Here is a 23551-nt window from a genome sequence, read left to right as displayed (position 1 = left end):
CTGGCCCGGCCGGTTGCGGGGCTGCTCCGGGGGTGAGCATGGAGCATGGGCCGAACGGGGGTCAGGGGGGGGCGGCGTGGACCGCCACGGTGATGAAAAGAACCTGGAAGTGTGGTGCGGCGGGGCCCAGGGAGTAGCCCTGGGCCACATGGCGCTCCGCCGGGGAGGCGGGAGGTGTGCGGGCCGGGCGTCGAATCCGGCCGTGACGGGCGTGGGGATGGGGGGTGGCGGGCCTCGCCATCGGGTCACCCGGGGTGCTGGGGTGTCGGCGGACGCCGGGTCGTACGGGCGTGCAGGAACACGGCGGCGGTGGCGGCGGCAACCGCCACGCCCAGCACGGTGAGTGCGAGAACGGTGGCGCCGTCGGGGGCGGTGAGGGGCTGTCCGCGGTGGGTCTGCCAGGCGAGGACGCCGGTGAGGCCCAGGCAGAGGACGGCGGCGATCCAGACCAGGGCGGTGCGGTGGCGGGGTCCGAGCATCCGGGGGCCGAGGGTGAGGAGCAGGCCCAGCAGGGCGAGGGCCTGGAGGGAGTGGACGCCGACGAAGTGCGGCACGCGCCAGTCGCCGCCGACCGTACTGAAGTTGGTGACCGCCATCCCCGGGCCGCCATCCGGCGGGCCCACGGTGTGCGCGCCGATGTACGGCATCCCGTACCCCAGATCGGCCGCGGCCTCCTGCGCGGGCGTGGACTGCACCATGAGGTAGACGACGACCATGCTCACGGTGGTCACCAGCACCCCCAGCCGCAGGGCCCAGGCCAGCACCGGCGGCTCGACCCCCTCGCGCAGCAGCAGCGCCACGGTCACCAGACCGATCACCAGCAGCACCAGCGAGGCCAGCAGCATGGCGATGATCCTCGCGCCGCTGACGACGGTGGTGAAGTTGAAGTGGGTCGTCGTCCCCTCCACCGTCGCCCAGGTGCCCCCCGCGCCTTCGACGGCCACACAGGCCACCGTCGTCCAGGACATCACCCGTACCAGGCGGTCATGGCGCCGGACGAAGGACATCAGCCAGATCAGGGTGACGCCGAACAGGCCGAAGGAGAACGCGAACCGGGCGGGCTTCGCCCACGCCGGCTGCCCGGTGATCACCCGCCCGTCCACCACCAGCCCCACCAGGGCCCACAGCAGGAACGCGCCCGCGACGACCAACGTAGCGACCATCGGCGGGTTCACCACCCACACCCTGCGCACCAGGGCCGCCCGCGCCCCTGACTCCGCCATGACAGCTCTCCACCGTCCCTCGGCAACGCGAACCGACGCCGCCATGCTCCCCGCAGCGCCGTTCCACAGGCCGTCCGACCTGCGGGGCGGTCACCCGCCCGGCCCGCGAATCTCCACCACCCGGCCCACCAGCACCTCACCTCCGGTGAGCGTCCGGCCCGCACTCCAGTCGGTTCCCGTTCCCCTGGAACTACCGGATGCGGCCTGCCCGCCGGGTGGCGCGCACGCGCGGATCACTCACTCATACGCCGCGAGCGGTGCGCCGCCTCCCCCGGCTTCTTCGGTACGTCGGTTCCGGCCCGGGGTCTGGTCTCTCAGTGCCGCGGAGGGCGCTGACGCCCCGGGGTGCTGTCAGGAGCGGCCGTCGCGTCTCGGATCGCCGTGTCTGCGCGCCGGGACGCGGGTGACCGATTGCCTCACCCGTCCGGGCTGGGTATTGCGTCACCCGTCTGGGCCGGGTCAGGAGTGCGGGCAGAACCCCGCGTCCGCGACCGCGCGGGCCGCCGCGCCCTGGAGCGCCAGATGGTCGGTGTTGAAGTACAGGGTCGTCCGGTGGAGGGTGTCGCGGGTGGGCGACCGAGAGGGCCTCGAATCCGTAACCGGCGCCGCGCTGGTGGCCCCACAGCTCGGTCCCGCACGAGGTGGTCATGCGGAAGAGACCCAGGCCGTGGGCGTCGGTGCCGACGGGGAGGGTGGTGGTCACCCTCCGCAGCTGTGCCCTGGGCAGCAGCCGGCCGGCGAGGAGAGCCTCGTAGAAGCGGTCGAGGTCGTAGGCCGTGCTGATCATCTCGCCGCTGGCGCGGAGGGGCGAGGGGTTGAACTCGGTGACGTTGACGCCCGGCAGGGGTGCCTGGATCTGGTCGGTGGAGTAGGCCCGTCCGGACGGGCGGGGCAGCGTCTCGCGGGTGCCGCGCAGCTGGAGGGTGGCGATGATGCGTCGGCGCAGCTCGCGCTCGTACGTGCTGCCGGTGATCTTCTCCACGATCAGCGCGGCCAGCAGGTAGTTGGGAGTGGTGTTGGAGTACACGAACCGCACGCTGGGGGCCGCCGGGGGCGGGTTCGACATCGCGACGGCCGGGAGTTCGGCCGGTGTCCAGGTCTGGTGCCGGTGCTCCAGCCAGGTCGGGCCGATCTGGTGCAGGGCCGGGTCGTTGAGGTGGTTGTAGACGCCGCTGGTGTGGTTCAGGAGCTGCCGGACGGTGATGCGGCGGCCGTCGTGGCCGTTGCCGCGGACCACCCCGGGCAGGCACGTCTCCACGGTGTCGTCGATGCTGAGTCGGCCTTCCGCCTCCAGTCGGAGCACGAGGGTGGCGGTGAACGTCTTGGTGATGCTGCCCACCCGGAAATGGTCCGCCGCAGAGCGCAGGCGTCGTCCCGTCGCGCGGTGCGCGAGCCCCGCCGTTCCCGCCCAGCGGTCCTCGCCTGCGGCCACGGTGACCAGGACTCCGGGCGCACCGTCCCGTACCGCCCGCTCCATCGCGGCCCGGGTCCGCGCGTGCGCGGCGTCACCCCTCGGCGTCGCGGCAGCCGAGAGGGAGGGCGGCACGGCTTCCTCCACTGACCAGACGCATCGACCCCGCTCACCTCCCTGTACGAGGGATCACCCGCGGCCAGTCAGACAGACCCGCCACGGCCCCGCACGCCGCGGTGCGGGGCGTGCGCGGCGCCGGGCAGGGACGGAAGGAAGCCCCGGTGGGGGACCGGCTGGTGCTGCCGAGGGCGGCCAGGGCGGGCGCTTGACGGTCTCGGCGGCAGAGTGGTGTGGGTTGATGCCTCTGGCGTCGAGGAGAGCGTGGGTGGCACCGTCCGGGTTGGGTCCGATGCTCGTTCTCGCTGGGGCGATGCCCCAATTCAGGGGCGGGTTCCCTGCTGGGTGTGGCCGGTCGTCGCGATCTCGGCGAGGTCCGCGGGGGCGTGGGTGATGTCGGGCAAGCCGAGTGTGGCGACGCGTCCTCGCGCCCGCCGGGGGCGCACCGGCAGCGGGGCCGCGTACGAAGGGGCGCGGTACAGCGGCCGGGAGGGGGTCAACTCGGTTCCGCGCGCGCTGCCCCGCAGGTGCGACAGTCGCCATCACCGGTCGGCGGCGCGGGTAGGGAGGGCCCTATGGGACACCGAGAGAACAAGGCCGTGGCCAGCCGGTTTCTGGAGGAGACGAACGAGCGCAACCGTCTGCCCGCCTACGACCAACTATGCACGCCGGGGTATCGCGAACATGATCCCGCCATGCCACAGGAGACCGTGGGACTGCCCGAGGCCCGGGACATCTACCAGCGGCTCTTCGTGGCCTTCGGGCTCCGGCACACGGCGGAGAGCATGGTCGCCGAGGACACGCTCGTGGCGGCGCGGTTCACGGTCCGGGGGCGTCATATCGGGGAGTACGAGGGATTCCCTCCCACCGGCAGAACCTTCGAGGTGGGCGGTCAGACCACCCTGAGGTTCGAGGACGGGAGGATCGCGGAAGCCTGGTTCAACTGGGACATGCAAGGGGCGCTCGAACAGCTCGGCGCGCCGCCGGGATCGGAAGGATAGGCCAGGTCAGGCCCGCTGAGGAGGGCGGGTGCGATCGGCTGGACTGGTAGAGGCCGACTGAGGCGGGTACCAATGGCCTGTAATCGCATCGAACAAGGAGGAGATCGTGCGGAATTCCGAACTCCGCGCCTGGGACACCGCTCACGCGGTCTGGCGTAGGTCGTCCTACAGCCTGGTGCACGGGGACTGCGTCGAAGTGGCGCAGTTGCCGGGCATCGCGGTCGCGATCCGCGATTCCAAGGATCCGCGTCTCACCCCGCTTCGCTTCTCGGAGGTCGGGTGGTCCGCGTTCCGTGGTGGGATCGAGGCGGGTGCACTCCGAGGCTGAGCTTCGCCGGACATGTCGGGGTCGTGGTCTGGTGCTCGTGCGCGGCGTGCTTGGGGTTGTTGGCGAGGGCGTTCCGGTCCAGGTTCACCACCCGGTTACGGGCGGGGTGGTGGTCCGCCTGCGCACGGCGGTCTCAGTGGCCACCCCGGCAGCCGCCCGGCACCGGCGTCCTGGCTCCGAGGCGGACCGTACCCGGTACGAGGGCGGGCGGCCGGCACCGCGCAGACCGGCGGTCGTTCGTCGGGTGGTGGCTGGTCGGGGTGCCGTGTACAGATGGGTGAGCCGCCCAGTAGAACTCGTCCGTGGGGCTCCATTCGTTGGACTCGCTTCAGCACCAGAACTGCGACAGCGGCGGCCGGACTGCGGGCCCATCACGGCGTCCGGATCGACGACGACTCGCACATGGGACGGGACCACCGGCTCCAGGACAGCGATGTCCTACTGGCAGACCTCGGCCGCATACCCCTCCACGACCGGCCGCGAGGCCCAGGCCCTCCGAAAGAACCCGCCCTCGGTGGGCCGCCTTCTCCTGCCCGCGTACACCTGCCCGAAAGCGCGCAGCTCTCCTCCTCGGCGGACCACGCCGCACGCAGCGCCACCACCACCACCAGAGTGGGCAGCTCCGGCTGAAAGCCTCCCAATGCCGACACCAATCACCGGGCGTTCACCCGAAGGGAACTGTGCGGGCGGCGCTATGCTCCTGTGCCATGCCGGAGACGCGTCTCGACACTGCTCGAATCCGGGCGGCTCGCCGGGTAATCGACCCGGTCTTCCTCGACACTCCGCTGTACCGCTGCGAGGCACTGGAGCCGGGCCTCGGGTGCACCGTGAGCATCAAGCTCGAAACGGCGAACCCGATCCGCAGCTTCAAAGCCCGTGGCACCGAACTGGTCGCGAGCCGGCTCGCCGACAGTGCTTCGCGAGCCGTGGTGTGTGCGAGCGCGGGCAACCTTGGGCAGGCTCTCGCATGGTCCGGTCGAGGCCGGGGTCTCGACGTCACCGTCGTGGCATCCCGCTTTGCGACTCGGGTCAAGCTTGATCGCATCCGCGCACTGGGCGCCCGGTTGGAACTGGTGGACGGCGACCACGAGATGGCGCGCGAGCGCGCGGCGGCCATTGCACGGTACGACGGCATCCGGCTGGTCGAGGACAGTCTGGACATCGAGACCTGCGAGGGAGCGGCGACCATCGGCCTGGAGTTGGTGGACACCGTGCCGTCTTTTGACACCGTCCTGATCGCTCTCGGCGGAGGGGCGCTGGCCACCGGTGTGGGTCATGTGATGAAGTCCCTGGTGCCCGGAGTCGAGGTGATCTGCGTCCAGCCCCTGGGGGCCCCGGCGTTGACGCTCTCGTGGCGGCAGCGCCGTGTCGTCACCACCGACTCGGCCGACACCATCGCCGACGGCGTCGCGGGCCGGTATCCCATCCCGGCCGTCCTGGACGACCTCCTTCTGGTCGCCGACGACGCCGTCCTCGTCCGTGAGGAGTCGATCGTCGCAGGGATGCGGCTGCTCCTCGACCACGCCGGCCTCGTCGTCGAACCGTCCGCCGCCCTCGGCATCGCGGCGATGCTCGAAGACCGCGACCGCTTCGTCGGCCGGCACGTCGTCACCATCGTGTGCGGCAGCAATGTCGACGTAGACACCTACCACCGATGGGTAGGTGCGGCTCCCCTCCACCACACACTCTGACCATAGCTTCTGTGTGCTCGGCCTGTACTCGCTCGCCATGACTGCTTGCCCGGCTCTTGCCGTCTGGCCCTCGTCCGGGCAAGCCGTCAGATCTCCGTGCCGGTTTCGATGATGGTGGCGTCGAAGGGGAGCCTGTAGACGATGGCCGCGCAGAACCGGGGGTCGGCGATGGCGAGGAACTCGGTGTCGGGGGCGGTTCCTTCGGCTGGGCCTTGCTGCCGGCCGGGGTCGGCTGCGCTGCGTCCCGTGTTCGGGCGGGTTCGGATTCCGGTCCGGTGCCGGTGGGATCGGGGCCGGTGCTGCCGGGCGACTTTGCGGACGGTGTCCGGCAGACCGTGGCCGTGGGGCGACCGGTCCGGGTGTCCGCCGGCTCTGCGGCGTCGTGGCCGGGATCGAGGATGCCTGCTGCCGTGGCCGTCACGAACACGACAACGGCAGCAACCGTGATGACCACGGCCGCCCGCCGCAGCCGGACACGGCGCGGCTCTGCCGTCGTCCCCACCGGAAGGGAGTCCGCCCCAGCAGGCACGGCAGGGGAGCCCTCCGCGGCCTCGTCGCCGGTGAGAACGTCCCGGTCGGCTCCTCCAGGCACCGGCTCCTCGGCCGAGACCGATACGCTCCCGCAGCGTCCTGGGCCCACTCGTCGTGACCCACCCTCCAGGCGTTCCCGGCCGTTCCAATGGTCCCGATCCAGATCCCGGTACCGGTCCTGGTGCCGGTATCGTCCGCCCCGCCGTGGCAGGCACCGCCCGGGGTCTCCTCCACCGCCCCGCCGTACCCGTCTGGCTGAGGCTCCAGTCCCGCCGACGGTGTGGTTTCCGGGGCGGAGTTCGCGGGGCAGCCGTTCTGCCTCCACGGCCAGACGCCTTCGTGCCGTGACCCAGACCTCGATCGTGGCCTCGTCGCCGCCGCAGGCCCGGACGAAGACGGCCAGTAACTCCTCCCGGGGCAGCTCCTGCCCGCTCAGCGCCGCGGAGAGCGTGGCACGAGGCAGCACGTCCCCCACCGCACCCGCGCGGCGCACCAGCTCCCGCTAGCTCAGGTCCGCCCACTGCCGTAACTGACGCATCACCGCCACGAACCCGGCGAAATCCCTGAAGTCACGCGGCTCCAGCATTCCCCCGTCCATGCCAGCCACCCCGTTCTTCGCTTGTCGGAGATCAGTCATCCACCGGCAGCCCTGGGGCAGCAGGACGACCCGACCCGCACTTCAGCGAACCCGAGTCACCGTCCGCGCATCGGGACGCCACGCAGATGCTGAAGTCGGACAAACCAGGCCCCTGGCACCGCCGTTCGGCTGGAAGCCGGAGCCGAGACCCCCGCAGGGGAGGCGACCGACCGGCCACTTCCCGGACCTGCGGTCGGCTGCCTCTCCCTGCGCCCGTTCCTCGCAACCGCGTCGCGTCGCCGACGGCCCCGCGGTCCGGCTCCGGGGCCGTCGAGCAGAGCGCGGCCCAGGCCGGTTTCGCCCCCGACCACGGATCGATCCGGCCGCCGGATGTTCCAGCGGCGTTCCTGCGTGACTCTCTCGGCTCCGGACAGTCGGCGCACCCGTGGCCGCCCCATCCCGACCGGACCCCACTGGCCGGACGATGCCACACCTGCCCACCGTCTGCTCCCAGGGCGAGCGGCGACCAACGGCGGTCCAACTGCCAGGAACGCCGGACCCACGTCGGCAACTACACCGGCCGGCGTCGGAGTCCTCAACCACACACCCTCGAAGAAGCCGCACAGCTGACCCCACCCAGCACACCGCGCCCGCGTCCCCCTCCCGCGCGGAGCCTCATTCCGCGCGGGAGTCGGGTACCCGCCTCAGCACGGCGAGATCCCGGCCGGTACGCCGTCACCTGCCCCTTGGGTCCCCGCGCCCTGCGTCCACCGGGCGCGTCGGTACAAGCCCAGGACCTTGCTCCGAGCGGACCTCTCCGCCGCAGCCAGGCGGGTCGCGAGGGAGGAGGTGGCTGGGGAGGGACTGATCGTGCGGCCCCCTCTTGGATGTTGCTTCAGCACAGGGGGCCGCACGGAGTGCGGCGTCGAACGGCGCCAGTCCCCTTCATGATGCAGGAACCCCAACCGATGGTGGGCAGAAGTGCTGTTTCTACCCCAAAGTGCTGAACCTGTGGCCCGTACGGCCCGGTGCGGTGCGGGGGAGGCAGCGCCGGGGTGGCACGGGCGTTGATTTTTCCGTGATTCGGCGATCACGTGGCGTGGCGAGGGGGATGGGGGTCATTCTGGCGATCCCTTCCCGGTGCCGCTTCAGCACCGGTGCCGGGAAGGGCTGTTGCTTCTTCGCTCACAGAAACCGAGTGCGATGTCGCGTAAGAGATTGTGGGCCGTCTCCGTCCTGGTGGCGGTCTTCCTGTGGAGCACGTTGATGGTCGTGCTCGGGCATGCGGCCGCAGCCGCGATCCTGTTGCCCCCGCTGGTCCTGCTCGTCCAGCAGTTCGTCCCCTCCCTGACCACCCCCGACCCCTCCCCGCTGGCCGGGCATTCCAGATCCTGTCCGGGTGAGGGTCAGGAGGCGCCACAGTGATGCCCTCCCCGGGGCCGGCCAAGCCCCCGCCCGTGACCGGGCCGAAACGCGGCCGGCCGCCGGCCCCGATCGACCGGAACGCAGGGCCCGCACACCGGGCCCTGCTCGAACCCGTACGCACCGTCCTCTTCTCCCAGGGCACCACCCTCGACGACGTCGTGGAGCGTTCCGGCTACTCGCGAACCCGGATCAGCGAACTCCTGCGAGGCGTCGGCTATTTCCCGGCCTGGGAGATGGTCTTCAGCGTCGTACGCTCCCTTCAACTGCCCATCCCACCCCTGCGCCGACTGTGGATCGCAGCCGCCCGCGAGGCGGGCAGGGCAGAGCACTGGATCCGCAACGGCCTGGACCAGGTCGCCCACCCCGGCGAGCCGCCCCCGCCGGCCCATGCGGGGTTCACCCTCCAGGTCGAAGCCGCCTACGCCGACTACGCGCGCGCCTTCCTGCTGACCGACAGCAGGACGAACTACGTCGTCAGCGAGAGCTTCGACATGCTCTGGGTCCTGTGGGACGACGCCACCACGAACGAGAACCTCCACCGCTACGCCTGGGAACTGTTCCGCTCCCGTGTCATGACCCGCGCCCCCCGCCACCACGACGGCCGGCTCGACCTCAGAGCCGCGGTCTTCTCCACCCGCGAACTCCACGATCACGCCGCCACCCCCGGCCATCTCGTCGACCTGACCGAACTCATCGACCTGTTCGACGCGATCACCAGGCTGTCCGACAGCCACATGGACGTCGCTGTCCTGCACCACCTGTGCGGCCTGCCCCAGGAGAGGATCGCCCAGGTCCTCGGCCGCACCCCCGCCTACACGCACTCCGTCGACCACCATGCCCGCTTCGTCGTGGAGACCTTCCTGACCCCACCGACCCCGGAGTGACCCTCACCCCCATGACTGCCATCGACCAGCTCCTCGCCCGCGCCCGCCTGCGCCCACGCCCCCAGATCCCCGACGACCCCCACCCCTACGACACCGCCCCCTACCCCGACGACGACCTGGCCCCGCCCGTCCGCCCCGTCCCCGTAACCCACCCCCCCTCCAACGCCGGTCCCGGTCCCGGCCACGGCAGAACCGCCGAAACCCCGCGCCGCCGGACCGCCCCGACCGGCGACACCAGCCGCTCCCAGGAACTGCTGGTCCTGTGCACCACCGCCCTCGACACCGTCCGCAGCGACACCCTGGACTTCCTCACCGACCAGATGCCCGACCTGCACTCCGCCTGGCTCCTGGGCTGTGCCCTGCACATCGCCGGCATCGAGGACGGCGCCCGCTTCTGGTGGCAGTACGCCGCCGGCGACGGCCACCCGCCCGCCTGCCACACCCTCTCCCTCTACCACAGCTCCCGCGGCGAGACACACGCCGCCGATTTCTACCACCGCCAGGCCCGACAGAACACCGAGGCCACCGAGCCCGGCACCGACGCCCTCACCGTCGTCGGCACCAGCCCACCCGAATGCGTCTCCTTCGACGCCAGCCTCCCCACCGTGCTGCGCACCCTCAGCCGCCTCACCACTGCCTTCGGATCCCGCCCGATGCGGCACAGCATCAACGCCCTGACCCACTACGTCGCCGAGAACGCCACCCGGCACTACGCCCGCCACCCCGGCGTCGAGATCCCCGTCCCCGAACCCCACTTCGCCGAGCAGGTCGAATGGCTCCTCACCGCCACCCTCCCCTGGCCCTGCCGCAACCACCCCCGGCCGACAGCACCCCCCCTCGCCCGCCGGGCAGGAACCTCCAGCGGGGACGGTTCAGGCGTTCTTCACCAGAAGGTCTAGCCGAACGGCTCGTCGTGGCCACCGATCTCGCCCCCCAGTCGCCCACGCCCGGAACAGCACCGCACCCCGCCGGACAGTCACCGTCGCGTAATCGAGGCACACCAGCAGGCTGCGGCGACCGAGGTCCGCCGCACTGCGCAGGGCCCGCGGCGAACGGTCGGCGAGGACCTCGGGCCAGGGGCCTCGACGGTGCAACGGTCGGCGTGATGGTGCGCTGAACGAAAACCCTGACGATCGCCGACAAGAGCCCAGCTCACCAAGCCGCAGGCCCCGTGCTGCGGGGGTGTTCCGGGCGGGCATCTACAACCACGACGACGAGCAGGTCGGCTCACGGTGCCTGCCGACCGGCTTCGCCCCGTGAGCCGGAGCATTGCACCGGACCAGCCAACAACCTCTGTGTGCCGATGCGCCGGGCGGGCGACCGACCTGTCCGCACCCCTGACTGTGCCGGCCGCACCAATCGCACAAGACCTGACCGGGCCAGCCCGCGCCGATCGCGGGCACTAAGAACTCCTTGCTGAATAGCGCCTATATCCTTGGAATGCGTGAGTCTGGCGGCCTTTTGGCCGGTGTGCGAGGAAGGGTGAGGGGCATCCGTGGGTTGCGTCGGATGAGTTGTGGGCGCGGGTCGAGTCGTTGCTTGCGATGGTGCTGTTCCGGGCGGTCACCCCAGGCGCAGGCGTCTGGACGGCAGTAGAGTGCTGTCGGGCATCCTGTTCGTGCTTTACACCGGTACCCCGTGGGAGTTCCTGTCCCGTGAACTGGGCTGGCTTCGGTTCGGGTATGACCTGCTGGAGGCGTCTGCGGCCCTGGAACGACGCGAGTGTCTGGCAGTGCCTGAATGAATCACTGTGGCGGAACTGCATGGCGCCGGTGGTCTGGACTGCTCGCGGGCGGTGATCGTCGGCTCCCGCGTGCGGGCCCGTGAAAGGCGGCCCGAACTGGACCGGGCCCGGTCCTCCGTACCCGGAATAGGCTCCGAGCACCATCTGATCACCGAAGTGCACGCAATCCCCTCGCGGTATCACTGGCCGGCGGCAACCGCAACGACGTCAGTCGGCTCATGCCCTTGATCCAGGCAGGTCCGCTGGTGCGCGACGGCGCGGACGGCCCCCGACAGCAGCCGGACACGATCTACGCCGACCGGGACTACGACCACGACAAGTTCCGCAACCAGGTCCGGGCCGCCGGGATTACCCGGTCATTGCGCGGTGCGGCACCGAACACGGATCAGGACTGGGAGTGCACCGGGTGGGTCATCGAGCAGAGCTTCGCGTTGCTGCACTGGTTCCGCCGACCCGGCATCGGCTGGGAGATCCGCGATGACATCCACGAAGCCTGCCTCAGCCTCGCCTGCAGCATCACCTGCCGACGAGGCTGAGGGCACTCACACTTTGATAGGAGTTCTAAGATGTCCAGGAACTGTGCACGCCACTCCGGAGGATCCAGAGGATCTGGCGGCACCCACCGGACGGGAGCAGGCTAGTCATGGACGGAGCCCACCGCCAGCCGGGAGCCGCTCCCGGGAAGCAGATCTGACCTCGCCAAACCACCGACCAGCTACCCGACGTGACCATTACCCGAGGAAGGGTTACGGTTTTGATCTCCCGAGTGGGCGCGTCCCGGTTGTCTGGTTGAGGGTGCGGCCCCGGACGGGGGAACATCGAGGTGGGATTGGGTTGTTCGTACGGTGCTGGGTCCGGACGGAGCGGGGTCCAGCTGACCTTCGAGCAGGTGCGCGCCTACGAGTTGTCGGCCGCCGTGGCGAGCAGGGCGATTGCGGTGGCCCGGCTTGGCCGGCCGTTACGGCTCTGACCTCGCACGGCCCGGTGCAGTGAGTGGAGGCCCTGGACCCGGCTGAACCGTGCGCCTGAGCCTCGCCGCCGTCGTTGCGGTGGGCGGAGACGGACCTTCGTAGCGCTGTGGGTGGGCACTGTTCCGGCGGTGGGCTCATGCCTGACCTAGAGGTGGGTGACACAGGTAAGACCCTCTTCCCCGCCCGTTCGCCGTGTCTGGTTCGATCGTTCCCCCGGCCGGGCACGGGTCAAGGGCGCGGTCCGGCAGCAACGGGGGCCTGGCCTGACTCTGACGTCTGTCCGGGTGGGCCGACTGGTGTGTCCGTCCGGGGGTCTGCAGAGCTGGGGGGTTTGGGGAGTTGGGGGTCGGTCCCGGGCGTGACGGTGGCGCGGCCGTCCGGGGGAGTACCGGCGTAGCGTTGTAAGGGCGCCCGCAGACTCAAGCGAGTGTAGGCGCGGGTGCCGGACGCAGCACCGCGGGCGGAGAGCGCCGGTCGTTCTCCACCGCGCAACTGCTTCCAGCCAGGCCTCGAGCTCAGGCCCCGGCTGGTGCCGAAGCGGACCTCGATCGACTGCGGGGAGCGGACCCAGCCGAGCCGGACCATCTGGTCGCGGTCGGCACGGCGCACCCCCAACCGGACGGCTGCCTGCTCAGGCCCGAGCGGGATGTCGGCGGCGACCATGTCCGCCAGATCCTCTCGGAGGCAGACCTCCGCTACCTGGCCGGGGTGGTGCTGCGTTCCGTCCGGGTTCGCGCTCGGGTCGGCCAGCAGGCCGCGGTCGACGAACCGGCGCACCACGAAGGCTCGCCCGCTCGCCGTACGCGGTCGGATTCGGGGTGGCGAGCGCTCGGAGATCCGGTCGGCCGCCGCTTCGCCGGAGATCGGCGGGGAAGGGCATCGCAGCCCGGATGGCGTCGGCGTCCAGCGCCTCCACGGCGGCCCGGGACCACCGGCAGCGCGACGCGTCCGGGGTTGGGATCAGGCCGGTGTGCAGGGCCCACCGGAAGACGACTGCGGGCACCTTCAGGCGCTTGGCGACCTGTCGCGCAGCGTACTCAGTTCGTCGCATGACATTACCTTTCGCTCGTTCACTGGAAGTGGCGGACAAGGTATGGCGGAATACATGAAAAGCTGTCAAATATTTTGAAAAGCAGGCAAAGCGTCTCGAGCTGAGTGCAACGGAAGTGAGCGCAACGGTCATGGACCGTGTGGGTGACGCCCTCCACCGGGTCCGCCCCGGCGCGCAGGGTGTCCTCGAACACCCGCCCGAGAGCCTCCGGGGTGAAGGAGTCGCCGCCGGGCTCCGGGCCGATGCCGCGCATCACCCGGCCCGGCTCCGGGAAGGACTGGTCGAGATACCTGATGCCGAGCGGCCGGCAACTCTGCTCCCGCTCTCAGGAAGCTAAGGGGGGACCACGCGTTGCCCGGCGGCACCCGACGGGCCGGCAGCGCCCGGTTCCTGAACTCTCCGTACGCGCCCGAAGTGAAGGAGTCAGGATGACCACCGCAGGGGAAACGTCCTTACCGGCGGCGTACCGCGCGACAGACGAGGAGCGTGTCGAGGTGGACGCCGTCGTTCTCGGCGCCGGCATCGCCGGGCTCCACCAGCTGCACCTTCTGCGCCGGCTGGGACTGCGTGTGCTGGTTTTCGACAAGGCCGGTGACGTGGGCGGGACATGGTGGTGGAACCGCTATCCCGGTGCGCGCTTCGACAGCGAGTCCCACGTCTACCAGTACATGTTCGACGAGGAGCTCTACAAGGGCTGGAGCTGGACCGAGAGGTTCCCCGGTCAGCCCGAGATCCAGCGCTGGACCCGGTACGTCGCGGACCGGCTGGACCTCCGGGGCGACATACGGTTCTCGACGACGATCACCAGCGCGGTGTTCGACGAGGACCGCGGCCGCTGGACGGTGCGCACGGACCGCGGTGACACGGTCGACGCGCAGTTCTTCGTCAGCTGCGCCGGACCGCTCTCCGCACCCCTGGAGAATGTCTTCGAGGGGCAGGACAGCTTCTCCGGCGACATCCTGCACACCGCGAAATGGCCGGCCGGGGACGCCGACATGACCGGCAAACGCATCGGAGTCGTCGGCATCGGTGCCACCGGTATCCAGGTGATCCAGACGATCGCCGGAAGGGGCCGGCACCTCACCGTCTTCGCACGTACGCCGCAGTACGTACTCCCGATGAGGAACCGCGTCTACGGCGAGGTGGAGCAGTCCGCCTACAAGGCCCGCTTCGGTGAAGTCAGCTCGGCCGTGCCGCACACCTTCGCCGGATTCGATTTCGACTTCGCGCACGTCTGGGCCGAGTACACCCCGCAGCGGCGCCGTGAGGTGATGGAGGAGCTCTACGCGGACGGCTCGCTCAGGCTCTGGGTGGGCGGATTCGCCGACCTCTTCTTCGAGCGCGAGGTCAACGACGAGATCTCGGAGTTCGTCCGGAGCAAGATGCGCGCCCGCCTCGGAGACAATCGGCTCGCCGGCATCCTGGTGCCCTCCGATTACGGCTTCGGTACCCGCCGGGTCCCTCTCGACGACAACTACCTCGAGGTCTACCGCCGCCCGGACGTCGAGTTGGTCGGTGTCCGGGACAACCCGATCGCGCGTATCGTCCCGGAGGGCATCGTCCTCAGTGACGGCACCGTCCACGAACTCGACGTCATCGTGCTGGCAACGGGCTTCGACGCCGGTACCGGCTCGCTGGCCCGCGTCGATGTGCGGGGGCGCGGCAACCGCAGTCTCGCCGAGGAGTGGAGCCGTGACATCCGCACACTGATGGGCCTCGGCATACACGGCTACCCCAACCTGTTCACCATCGGAGCCCCCCTGGCACCGTCAGCCGCGCTGTGCAACATGACCACCTGTGCACAGCAGCAGGCCGAATGGATCAGCGGCGCCATCACGTACGTCAGAGCCCAGGGCGCCACCACGATCGAGGCCACCAGGGAAGCCGAGGACGCCTGGGTCGAGCATCACGAGCAGACCGTCGCCGCAACACTGCTCCCCGGCACCGACAGCTGGTACACCGGATCCAACGTGTCCGGCAAGCCACGACGTTTCCTCTCCTACACCGGTGGTGTGGGGGCCTACCGGCAGAAGTGCGACGAGGTCGCCACCAGCGGCTACCCCGGGTTCGCCATCACCTGACCGGCAGCCAAGGCACCGGAACCCGCTCATCCGCCGTCCGTCTGGGTGCGCTCCCCGCCCGGACGGACGGCCCTCGTCATCGCGGCCGGGCGCCGCTCCTCCATCGAGGCCGCGTTGGTGGTCGTTGCTGGGTGTGCGGCTGAGCGTTTGTCCGTACCGAAGTGATGTGTCCGATGCCCGCTGAGCCTTGCTCGAGCCGGTCTTCGCCGTCTGGCGGGCCGGGCGGACGGGTCCTGGCACGGTGGCCTGGGTACACGGTCTGCGGGAGATCGTCAACGCGATCCTGTACGTCAACCCCACCGGCATCACGTGGGAGTACCTGCCGCACGGCTTCCCGCCGTACAAGACGGTGTGCGACTACTACGCGAAGTGGGAGACGGACGGGACGACCGAGCAGGTCCACGACCTGCTGCGGGACAAGGCCCGTCCGTCGAAGCTGGCGGGAATGGCCCGGACAGGCCCGGTGGGCAGTTCGCCGGGACGGGCGAGAGAAGTGACGAGCCGGTACAGCGTGGCCTGGGACGGCGTGGGCACCGTGCCGGGGCCGTGCCGGTCTTCCAGGATGTTGTTGATCAGGGGGAACAGGCCGTTGATGGTGCCCTTGGAGCGGCCGCGCCGCCGACGCAGCGCCTTGCGGACGGCGGCGACGACCCGTTCGTCGGCCCGCCCGGTCGGGCTCGCGGCGCGAGTGCTGCGGTGGTCCAGGAGCCCCCACAGGCCGTGTTTGCGGTAGGCGAGGCGCATGCGCTGGACCGTGGTGCGTGAGACGCGGCCGAAGCCGAGCGCGGTCAGCTCCATAGCCTTGGCCTGCTCCCGCTGGGCCAGCGTGTGCTGGGCGGGGTCGTACTGCGGCCGCACTAGCCCGTCACTGCCCAGCCCGCCGGCAAGGCCGCATTCGACTTCCCTGACGTGCCGCTGCCAGGCCAGTGCCTTCTCGCGCGCCGCGGCGGGGGCGGTCTCGAACAGCCCCCACTGCGGGGCCGCCTGGGGCACGTCGGCCCCGATGACGTGAAACCGGGGTCGGCGAACAGGTGCCCGGCGAGCACCGCTTGACCGCCCCCGTCCGGGCCGATGAGGTGGATGTCCTGCCCGGCCAGGGCGACCACCTGCCACTTCACGCCGCGGAAGCGGACGTGAGCCCCGACCCTGAGCGCCGGCCGGGCGTTGCGCCGGGCGCTCACCTGCGGCCTCCCGTCCTGTCCAGGCTGTTTCGGCTCTGGGCCGGGCCGACCAGGACCTGCTTGTGCAGGGGGCGGTCCAGGTCGGTTGTCAGCTGTCTGCGCCACAGGGCATGGAAGAGGGCAGGGAGAACCTCGATCGGGTCGCCGGCCGCTTGTGCGCCTTGGAGCAGGGGCCGGGGCTGGGCGAATGCGTCGAGGACGGCGCGCATGAGGCCGGGGCGGCCGGCGTTGCGGGGGTGACGGTACCCGGCCAGCCATTTCAGATTGGCGGCGAGGATGTCGTCGAGCGGGGCGAGGCGCCGGTAGGTCCAGCCGAGGTGCGCGCAGGCTTCCGCTACTGCCTCCGCGGCGTTCAGGGCGCGTTCGCCGCCGGAGTCGGGGTGGCTGGGGCAGTCGGCGAGCAGGGCGGTGCCGTCGGTATAGCGGGCGAACAGCTGCGGAACCCAGGAGCGGACCTGTCCGCGGTGGTTGCGCCACAGCAGCCGCACCGGCCGGCCCGCCAGGGCGGTCACCTCCGGGGCGCGGTCCAGGACCATCAGCTGCAGGCGCATCGCGTTCGACCCGGCCGCCACGTGCCGTCCGGTCGTGGCCGACCACCACAGGCCCGGTCCCCACCGCCGCCCCGGGATCGCCGGGAACGCGGAGACGGGCGGCAGGTCCTCGAAGGCCACTGCCAGGGTCGCGTCCGCCCATCGCTGCTGGACCATCTGCCCGAGAGGGTCGAGGAAGACCGCCTCGAAGCCGCTTCCGCACGGTGCGGCCCGCTCTGGCCGGCCTCCGGGCCGGGTTTCTGCTGCGCTGATCACTCGCGCCAGCCAACTCCTGCCCGGCCGCGCGCCCGCGTTTTCAGTATTTCTGCCACCGACGAGTGTTGTTATCGGCCAACAGCCAACGCGCCCGCTACGAACACGATTCTCAGCCGCCGTCTTCCTAGCCGGCCGCGAGCATGGTCATCAAGGCGTCGGGAGACATTGGGCGACTTCTTCCAGGGGCATCCCGGCGTTCACCGCGGCCAGGGCGGTCCGCTTCCAGGCGTTGTCGATCAGGGCGGCGCTGTGGCGGAGGTTGCGCAGAAGCTGTTGGGCGATGTCGGCGGTCGGTCCAGTCTGCACCCCGCGCAACTGGAGCAGCTGTTCCTCGGCGCTCTCGATGGTGCTGGTGATCAGCGCACGCTGTTCGGCGGGCACCGTCGCGCGCCACATCCTTCCCGAGCCGGGCGCGTTCTTCTCCTTGCCCAGCACCCGCAACTGCCCGGTTATGTCGTCTCAGTCGGGTTGAAGTTTGGGCCGAGCTTTCAATTCGCTGGCCTGCAGGCCTTCACTGACTGAGAAGCTGATCTTGATCGTTGATGGCCGCTCTATGGCGGCTTCCAAGGCTCTGACCTGCGAAGCTTGAAAGTCTGAGGCTCCGCTTCAATCTCATTGAGACGCTCTTGCGGGAGCGGTGAGTTTGGGGCCACAGGGATCGTATCGCGTTGTGATCTCCGCAGGTTTCGGTACCGCTCCCCACCGGCTTCAGGTTCCTCGCTGCCTGTTGACGGGGGTGGTTTACCCCTTCTCAGGGGGCGTTGTCAGTGGCGGTGTCTACGCTGGCTGGCAGCTGCCCGATGCCTCCCGGACACGGACGAAGCCTGCCCCACCAGGCGGCCGAATTCGGTGTGGAACCAGGGCTGGACACGCGAGATCGAGGAGGCATCGTGCGGATCGACGAGGCGTTCGATGACTTCCAGAGAAGCGTCAACGAGGACGTGGGCCAGACCAGGCTCGCCCGGGACCGGCGTGATCTGTTCAAAAGGGCGCTGATCAGCGAGCCCGATGTCACCGAGGCGTTCGGCTCGGGCTCGCTGCGCCGCAGTACCCAGCTCAAGCCCATCAACGACGTCGACATCATCGCCGTCTACGACGCTTCCCAGCACCCCGACTGGGGCAGCGCCGGCCTCAGCTCCGAGCATGCCCTGGACCACGCCCGCAGCCAGGTCAACCGGCTGCTGGGCAAGACCAACGGCAGCCACGGCAACGAAGTCCGGCTGGCACTGCCGAGGAACCACGCGGTCAAGTGCTTCCTGGACGACCCCGACGACGAGAACGCGTTCACCGTCGACGTGATGCCGGCCCTGCGGCAGGCCGACGACACTCTCCTCATCCCCGAGAAGCTCACCCAGACCTGGGTGCCCGCCGACCCCGAGCACCTGATCAACCTCGTGGCCGACGGCCAGCGAGACTGGGAGCACTTCCGCCCCCTGGTCCGCGTCCTGAAGCAGTGGCGTCACGACGCCGCGGTCACAGGACGGATCAAGTCGCTTGTCATCGAGGTCCTCGCTCTCGACTGCATGCCCACGTCCGGTAACCGCCCCAACGGACTGCGCACCTTCTTCACCGCCGCGGCAGCACGCGTCAACGAGGGCGTGAGGGACCCGGCAGGCCTGTGCGGTGAGATCCAGCCCGACCTTGACTACGATGGTCTGCAGATCGCGCTCGCCGAAGCCGCCGAGCTTGCCGACCGGGCCTGCGCCGCGGCCGCGGCCGGTCACACCGACCAGGCCCTGCGCCTGTGGCAGGAGATCCTGGGCAACTCCTTCCCCGCCCCGCCGAAGCCCGCAAACCCCGTCGGAGCACCGGCCCTGATCACCGGTGCGCCCGCCCTCATCACCCCCCGGCCGATCAAGGACGCACCTCAGGGATGACGGCCACCACCGATCCTCACAGGTCCGCGGCGCAGCCGGCCCCCCTCACATGGTGGGCCGCCGAGCCACGCCGTTTCGAACGGGACCAGCGCGAGATCACCGGCGCCTTCCCCGACCTCGTCTACGACGCGGAAGGCGCCGGGAGCTGGCACGGCATCCTGCCGCTGTGGCCGTTCGACCGGCCCCAGCCCGCACACCTCACGGACTGGACAGGAACCACGGGGCTCCACGTCCTGATGGTCTACCGGCAGGCCTATCCCATGGTGCCGCCGCACATCTTCCCTCTCGACCCGGTTCCCGAGCCGGCCGAGTGGACGCAGTCACGCTGGCATGTCAACGGCGACCGCACCCTGTGTCTCCTGCGCGCCGACTCGTTGTGGACCGGCCGGGAGTCCGTGGTCGATCTGCTCCTGAAGGCCGCGGCATGGAAAGTGGAGTACGCGCTGATGAAGCACGAGGCCATCACACAGATGTCCGACCGCGGCATTGTCGAGGACGACCGCTTCGACCACTTCCTCACCCACCCGCCCGTCAAGAAGCCCACGCCCAGCAGCCCGGCGACTCCGCCTGACACGGCACGGGATCATCAAGACCCCGGGAGTGAGCCCTCGTGCTGATCCTCGTTCCCCATCGCGCCGCAGCCACCATCCGCCAGGCAGGCCCCTGGGGTCTGATGACCCTGCGCGGCAACCACGAGGACCTGGCCGTCATCCGAGGCATCTCCGCTTCCGACGGCGTGATCCTCCCCGTCGACGCCTCACCGGGCCCGACCCTGCTCGCAGCCGGCGGCGATGTCAGCCTGTCCGGCTGCTGGTACCGCGTGGCTCCCGTGCTCCATCTCTACTGGCGCCAGCTGAGCGGCAGACTCGGCACGGGCATACCCCTGTCGGTGTTCCAGGAGCACCTCACCGGCGGCTACAAGAACCCCGGCGTCAATCCGTACATCGCCCTGACCTACGCACCGGATGCGAAGGAATCCTTTCCCGAGCACGAGGTGTCCGACATCGTCGCCTGGCGCATCGGACGCGACGGCGCGTACCCGCGCGGTTCCCTCGTCGAGCCGCCGATCACCGGCATCGGTCAACTCCAGGACCACTGGCCCGTCCGGGACCTTCACACCACACGCGTCATGCTCGTCGGCACCGGCAGCATCGGATCCGCCGCCGCGCACGCTCTCGCCGGCTACGGCATCGGACACCTCACCCTGGTCGACCCCGACCGCCTTTCCTGGCACAACCTCGTACGCCACACCACCGGCCGCCGTCACGTCGGCCGCCCCAAAGCCACCGCCCTCGCCGAAGAACTCGCCTCCCTGCGCCCCGACACCACAGTCGTCCCTCTGGTCCTCGATGTCATCGACGACGCCGACCGCATCAGACCGCTGCTCCAGGAAAGCGACCTTGTCGTCTGCACCGCCGACGGTGTCGCCGCCCGCCGTGTGATGAATCTGCCGACGATCACTAGATTGGTGGGTTGTCTGAGCTGGTGTTCTAGTGATCGTTTCGGGACTGATTCAGGTACTTCTGGGATGGCCTACGAGAAGTGTTGATGGGCTCTGAAGTACTGGTTTAGTAGCTGCCTCGGAATGTAGTGATCAGTACGGGATTTTCTTTGTGCTGCGGAGGCGTGCGGATCGATTTCCCCTGGTCGGAGCCGGTGTGACGGTGAGCGCCGAAGTCGGTCCGACGGTGTACCGCAGCCCTGTATGGCGGCTGGAGAGGGTGCGATGCGACGCCGTGGGCGGGACTTCGAGCCAGGAGGGCGGGACTGCGAGGTCTTTGCAACGCGATGACGCCGAGGGGCGGCCGTGAGATGTCCGCCTTGTCAGCGGGACCGTCGGGGCCGAAACTGGCTGATAGGCCCGATTCGACGAACTGCCTTGTAGCCAGAACCGCCCCGGTGCCCCTCAGAACCGTGCGTAGGCGTTGCCGGTGCAGTCGCTGCACAATCCGATGTCGAGTGCAAAATCAGCCCCACGCTGACAGTCGCCGCACACTCCCTCGACGGGGTGCACGCCCCACAGGCATATCAGCACCTGCCCGTCAGGCTCATCGGCTGTCGGTACTGGCACGACGCATGCCTGCCCAGTGGAGCATTCGGAGCACTCGTAAGCCGGCGGCTCCCCGCCTTGTGTGATGGCTTCGTAGAAGCTCCCGACGCCATAAGCCTCGACTGCGTCCGGAATGTCGTCATAAGCCTTCCCGCACAGCAGGCATCCCACAGGACGCTCATCGTCGCCGGTCACGAGCGCCGCGAAGTGGCCGCAGGACAGGCACCGCAGCGTATGACCGCCGGCGGGCCCGAGTTTCTCGCCCAGAGGGCCCAGGCGGTGGTTCACCAGCCCGTGGATCCGGCCGACGAGCGGTCTGATGCTCTCCATCAGCTCCCAGGCCTCTGCGGCCGCATCGCTGTTGTCGTGGGGCAGCAGCTCCTCGTTGATGAACGTCAGCAGCAGGTCAAGGACAGGGATGGCTCGCGCCTCCACGGCAACGGCGGTGTCGGTGGCCCCGAAGTGGGTGAGACGGTTACGCAGATCGACCAAGGCCTTCAAGGCCGCATGGTCCGGGTCGATCGGGTCCGCGATCTTCGCTCTGTCACGTAGTCGTTCAAGCGCATCCTTCGTCCCGACGCTCTTGAAGTCGCCTTGACGGTGCAGCCGTTCGTCGAACTTCTCCGGCTTCACCCACACGAGGGCCGGATCGTGCTGCTCCAGACGTGCCTTGAACAGAGTCTCGGCCGCGAACTGCAGGTGCAGCACGGTGTACTTCAATGCGCGGCCCTCCGGCTCGTCCGCCAGCGAACTGACCGAGCTGTGCAGGTAGTCGAGCCCGTTGATGATGACCGGGAAATGCATGTCACCACGACTGCTCATAGGTCCCTCCCACGTGGTTGCGGTTTTGCAGGTAGTCGGTGCTCTCATCGTCCTGGGACCTGACTGAGCCGTGTGCACCCGGGGCATGCCTCACGGGTGTAGCAACGCAGCCGCCAGGCTCGGGGCGGTCAGGAGCAGGCCCAGCCCAGAGCGTCGCACAGTTCCTCAGCCGCCTGTCGGGACTCAGGACCGAGATGTGGTGAGAGCCCGACACCCACACCAATAACGGCAGGACTCTCCAGCCTCTGCTGGAAGACACCGATGCCGGCAAATGGGTAGTCGGCCGTCACCTCCTCAGAGGCGGCCAGAGAACCCGCCCAGACCCAGTCGGACCGCATCCACGCCGCTCCGTAGCGGGAGAGGTCGACCAACAGGAGTACGGGCACGCCGTCGAGGGACCTTCCCTGCGCGGCCTTGGCCGGGTTGCGCCCGGCTGCGACCGCGGCGTAGAGGGCGGAGGACATAGGGCCGGTGAGTTCAGCGCCTGCGACTTCCCACCCCAGCCACTCCTCGCTCTCCCGTACGTGAACAGTGACGGTCAGCGGTCCGGCGTTGATCACGACGTCACCGACATTAATCACCACCGGTTCCGGGCTTCCGCTGGCAGCCACGGTCGATGCCTGGTCATGGACTGCGGCGATCACCTCATCCGCGACTGCGGGCCTCAGCCTGCTGGGGTAGTGGCTGAAGACCATATGGACGCCAAGGCCGCTGTGCGGCTGGAGCTCTTCCTCAATGCGCTCGGACAGCTCGTTGATCCCTGGAGGAGACGCGGACGTCACCTCCACGCCCGCGACCGGACTGGCGCCGCCCTTGGTCGGCAAGATGAGGAAGTCGGGATTGGGCTCGCCTGGTTTCCCCAGGTCATACCCGATACCGGCGGACGCCAGAGCACATGCGACGGCGAACTCACTCCGCATCTCCAGGAACTGTCCCATGGACATGAGGCTGGCGAACTCCCGGCGCTTCGCTGCCCACCTGGCGTCACCGCCATCAGCCGAGTCCAGAGCGTCCAGCATTCCCTCCAGAACATCAAGGTTCACCGGGAAGATCGGCGCGTCCGGCCGGGCAAGCCACATGCGCACGGGATGCTTTTCGCTGGCGCCTCTCAGCCACCGGTCCAGAGCAGGCCTGTACGTCTCCTCGACGTCCTTCTCGTCCGCGCCGGGAAAGACGCCGAAGGGGCCACGCTCGCCCGGCGCCGCCGCACCGAGTTCGGCAGCACCGCCCTTGCGCCGGTGGAACTGGGGAAACACGCAGCAGCCTCACAAAGATGGGGGACAGAGCGAGATTGTCTCAACCCCTCCGGCCAGCGCGGTATCGATACCCCCACAAAGCGGTGGCCGCCAAGAACCGCCAGGCGGCTCATGGCGGTGACCAGCCGGAAACCTACTCGTACCGCAAAAGCCAAGCGGCAGTGGTACCCGACCGGTGGCAGGCCCTCAGCGTCTGCAGGAGCGTCGCCGTGCGGCTCAGCCGAGCTGTGCTGTCGCGGCGTCGATCTCCTTCATGGTGATGTTCTCGCTGCCGCTTTGGATTGCGAGGACGGCGGCGGTGGAGATGACGTAGGTGAGGGCTTTGAAGTAGCCGCTGGTGCGCCGGTGGAGTTCGGCGGCGTGCTGACTCAGGGCGTTCTCCTCCAGCCGGTACAGGCTCAAATCTGCCTCGAAGCTCGTCAGCACGCGTGTCAACGGACTTCTTGAACTCCCCGGTGGCGGACACGATCAGTCGCCCGCTGGCGGACACTAAATCTCCCCGCGGACAGGGAAACTCCCCACTC

At 69.4% G+C, this 23551-nt stretch carries 19 protein-coding genes and 2 pseudogenes; 12 read left to right on the top strand and 9 right to left on the bottom strand.

What is annotated here, in order from left to right:
* Positions 1-245: 245 nt before the first annotated feature.
* The 3 genes from ABZX40_RS30115 to ABZX40_RS30105 all read right to left on the bottom strand — a co-directional run bounded on the left by ABZX40_RS30115 (position 246) and on the right by ABZX40_RS30105 (position 3251).
* Complete coding sequence (locus ABZX40_RS30115) at positions 246-1223, bottom strand: hypothetical protein (protein ID WP_355735713.1); 978 nt, start codon at positions 1221-1223, stop codon at positions 246-248.
* Between the two features lie 241 nt (positions 1224-1464).
* Positions 1465-2769 carry a serine hydrolase domain-containing protein gene (locus ABZX40_RS30110; RefSeq protein WP_355735716.1) on the bottom strand — a complete coding sequence of 435 codons (1305 nt, stop codon included), beginning with the start codon at positions 2767-2769 and terminating at the stop codon, positions 1465-1467.
* Between the two features lie 305 nt (positions 2770-3074).
* A complete protein-coding gene (locus tag ABZX40_RS30105) occupies positions 3075-3251 on the bottom strand; it encodes a hypothetical protein (protein ID WP_355735718.1) in 177 nt (58 codons plus the stop codon).
* A gap of 75 nt (positions 3252-3326) precedes the next feature.
* On the opposite strand from ABZX40_RS30105, the gene ABZX40_RS30100 reads away from it, so the two are divergent.
* The 9 genes and pseudogenes from ABZX40_RS30100 to ABZX40_RS30060 form a co-directional block, all read left to right on the top strand.
* Positions 3327-3752 carry an ester cyclase gene (locus tag ABZX40_RS30100; protein ID WP_355735720.1) on the top strand — a complete coding sequence of 142 codons (426 nt, stop codon included), beginning with the start codon at positions 3327-3329 and terminating at the stop codon, positions 3750-3752.
* A 106-nt stretch (positions 3753-3858) separates the two neighbouring features.
* A complete protein-coding gene (locus ABZX40_RS30095) occupies positions 3859-4080 on the top strand; it encodes a DUF397 domain-containing protein (RefSeq protein ID WP_355735723.1) in 222 nt (73 codons plus the stop codon).
* A 707-nt stretch (positions 4081-4787) separates the two neighbouring features.
* Entirely contained in the window at positions 4788-5771 is a 984-nt protein-coding gene (locus ABZX40_RS30090) for a pyridoxal-phosphate dependent enzyme (protein ID WP_355735726.1), read from the top strand.
* Between the two features lie 2311 nt (positions 5772-8082).
* On the top strand, positions 8083-8304 hold the full coding sequence (locus ABZX40_RS30085; protein ID WP_355735728.1) for a hypothetical protein: 222 nt from the start codon (positions 8083-8085) through the stop codon (positions 8302-8304).
* A complete protein-coding gene (locus ABZX40_RS30080; protein WP_355735730.1) occupies positions 8304-9188 on the top strand; it encodes an XRE family transcriptional regulator in 885 nt (294 codons plus the stop codon). Before ABZX40_RS30085 ends, ABZX40_RS30080 begins: the two co-directional genes overlap by 1 nt.
* Before the next feature lie 11 nt (positions 9189-9199).
* Positions 9200-10087 carry a hypothetical protein gene (locus ABZX40_RS30075; protein WP_355735733.1) on the top strand — a complete coding sequence of 296 codons (888 nt, stop codon included), beginning with the start codon at positions 9200-9202 and terminating at the stop codon, positions 10085-10087.
* Positions 10088-10702: 615 nt separating this feature from the next.
* Positions 10703-11468 (top strand): annotated as a pseudogene (locus tag ABZX40_RS30070) (IS5 family transposase).
* Between the two features lie 1914 nt (positions 11469-13382).
* Positions 13383-15035 (top strand): NAD(P)/FAD-dependent oxidoreductase, encoded by a 1653-nt coding sequence (locus tag ABZX40_RS30065; protein ID WP_355735736.1) that lies wholly within the window; start codon positions 13383-13385, stop codon positions 15033-15035.
* 241 nt (positions 15036-15276) lie between these two features.
* A pseudogene (locus tag ABZX40_RS30060) lies at positions 15277-15378 on the top strand (transposase); the annotation flags it as partial.
* A 17-nt stretch (positions 15379-15395) separates the two neighbouring features.
* On the opposite strand, the gene ABZX40_RS30055 reads toward ABZX40_RS30060, so the two are convergent.
* From ABZX40_RS30055 to ABZX40_RS30045, 3 genes are all read right to left on the bottom strand, one after another.
* Entirely contained in the window at positions 15396-16028 is a 633-nt protein-coding gene (locus tag ABZX40_RS30055; RefSeq protein ID WP_355735781.1) for a hypothetical protein, read from the bottom strand.
* A gap of 184 nt (positions 16029-16212) precedes the next feature.
* Entirely contained in the window at positions 16213-16923 is a 711-nt protein-coding gene (locus ABZX40_RS30050; protein ID WP_355735739.1) for a TnsA-like heteromeric transposase endonuclease subunit, read from the bottom strand.
* A gap of 246 nt (positions 16924-17169) precedes the next feature.
* The gene (locus ABZX40_RS30045; RefSeq protein ID WP_355735742.1) at positions 17170-17457 is read right to left on the bottom strand and encodes a hypothetical protein; all 288 of its coding nucleotides are present in this window, start codon (positions 17455-17457) and stop codon (positions 17170-17172) included.
* Positions 17458-17912: 455 nt separating this feature from the next.
* On the opposite strand from ABZX40_RS30045, the gene ABZX40_RS30040 reads away from it, so the two are divergent.
* The 3 genes from ABZX40_RS30040 to ABZX40_RS30030 are packed head-to-tail and all read left to right on the top strand — an operon-like array spanning position 17913 to position 20448.
* Entirely contained in the window at positions 17913-18899 is a 987-nt protein-coding gene (locus tag ABZX40_RS30040; RefSeq protein WP_355735744.1) for a hypothetical protein, read from the top strand.
* Positions 18896-19516 carry a hypothetical protein gene (locus ABZX40_RS30035; RefSeq protein ID WP_355735747.1) on the top strand — a complete coding sequence of 207 codons (621 nt, stop codon included), beginning with the start codon at positions 18896-18898 and terminating at the stop codon, positions 19514-19516. Before ABZX40_RS30040 ends, ABZX40_RS30035 begins: the two co-directional genes overlap by 4 nt.
* Positions 19510-20448: a ThiF family adenylyltransferase gene (locus ABZX40_RS30030; RefSeq protein ID WP_355735750.1), complete on the top strand. Its 939-nt coding sequence runs from the start codon at positions 19510-19512 to the stop codon at positions 20446-20448. Before ABZX40_RS30035 ends, ABZX40_RS30030 begins: the two co-directional genes overlap by 7 nt.
* 357 nt (positions 20449-20805) lie before the next feature.
* On the opposite strand, the gene ABZX40_RS30025 is transcribed toward ABZX40_RS30030, so the two are convergent.
* The 3 genes from ABZX40_RS30025 to ABZX40_RS30015 all read right to left on the bottom strand — a co-directional run bounded on the left by ABZX40_RS30025 (position 20806) and on the right by ABZX40_RS30015 (position 23453).
* Positions 20806-21771: a hypothetical protein gene (locus ABZX40_RS30025; RefSeq protein WP_355735753.1), complete on the bottom strand. Its 966-nt coding sequence runs from the start codon at positions 21769-21771 to the stop codon at positions 20806-20808.
* Between the two features lie 128 nt (positions 21772-21899).
* Entirely contained in the window at positions 21900-23027 is a 1128-nt protein-coding gene (locus ABZX40_RS30020) for a hypothetical protein (RefSeq protein ID WP_355735755.1), read from the bottom strand.
* 216 nt (positions 23028-23243) lie between these two features.
* On the bottom strand, positions 23244-23453 hold the full coding sequence (locus ABZX40_RS30015) for a hypothetical protein (RefSeq protein WP_355735758.1): 210 nt from the start codon (positions 23451-23453) through the stop codon (positions 23244-23246).
* Positions 23454-23551: the final 98 nt, after the last annotated feature.

The organism is Streptomyces sp. NPDC004610 (genome assembly GCF_040609715.1).
Classification (GTDB): Bacteria; Actinomycetota; Actinomycetes; order Streptomycetales; family Streptomycetaceae; genus Streptomyces.
The sequence above is the reverse complement of the archived record's forward strand: the minus strand, read 5'-3'. Positions and strand labels throughout refer to the sequence as shown.

Coding starts and splice junctions, on each gene's coding strand:
- ABZX40_RS30115 (WP_355735713.1), bottom strand. CDS start 1,223: ATGGCGGAGTCAGGGGCGCGGGCGGCCCTGGTGCGCAGGGTGTGGGTG.
- ABZX40_RS30100 (WP_355735720.1), top strand. CDS start 3,327: ATGGGACACCGAGAGAACAAGGCCGTGGCCAGCCGGTTTCTGGAGGAG.
- ABZX40_RS30090 (WP_355735726.1), top strand. CDS start 4,788: ATGCCGGAGACGCGTCTCGACACTGCTCGAATCCGGGCGGCTCGCCGG.
- ABZX40_RS30085 (WP_355735728.1), top strand. CDS start 8,083: ATGTCGCGTAAGAGATTGTGGGCCGTCTCCGTCCTGGTGGCGGTCTTC.
- ABZX40_RS30080 (WP_355735730.1), top strand. CDS start 8,304: ATGCCCTCCCCGGGGCCGGCCAAGCCCCCGCCCGTGACCGGGCCGAAA.
- ABZX40_RS30075 (WP_355735733.1), top strand. CDS start 9,200: ATGACTGCCATCGACCAGCTCCTCGCCCGCGCCCGCCTGCGCCCACGC.
- ABZX40_RS30065 (WP_355735736.1), top strand. CDS start 13,383: ATGACCACCGCAGGGGAAACGTCCTTACCGGCGGCGTACCGCGCGACA.
- ABZX40_RS30050 (WP_355735739.1), bottom strand. CDS start 16,923: ATGGTCCAGCAGCGATGGGCGGACGCGACCCTGGCAGTGGCCTTCGAG.
- ABZX40_RS30035 (WP_355735747.1), top strand. CDS start 18,896: ATGACGGCCACCACCGATCCTCACAGGTCCGCGGCGCAGCCGGCCCCC.
- ABZX40_RS30025 (WP_355735753.1), bottom strand. CDS start 21,771: ATGAGCAGTCGTGGTGACATGCATTTCCCGGTCATCATCAACGGGCTC.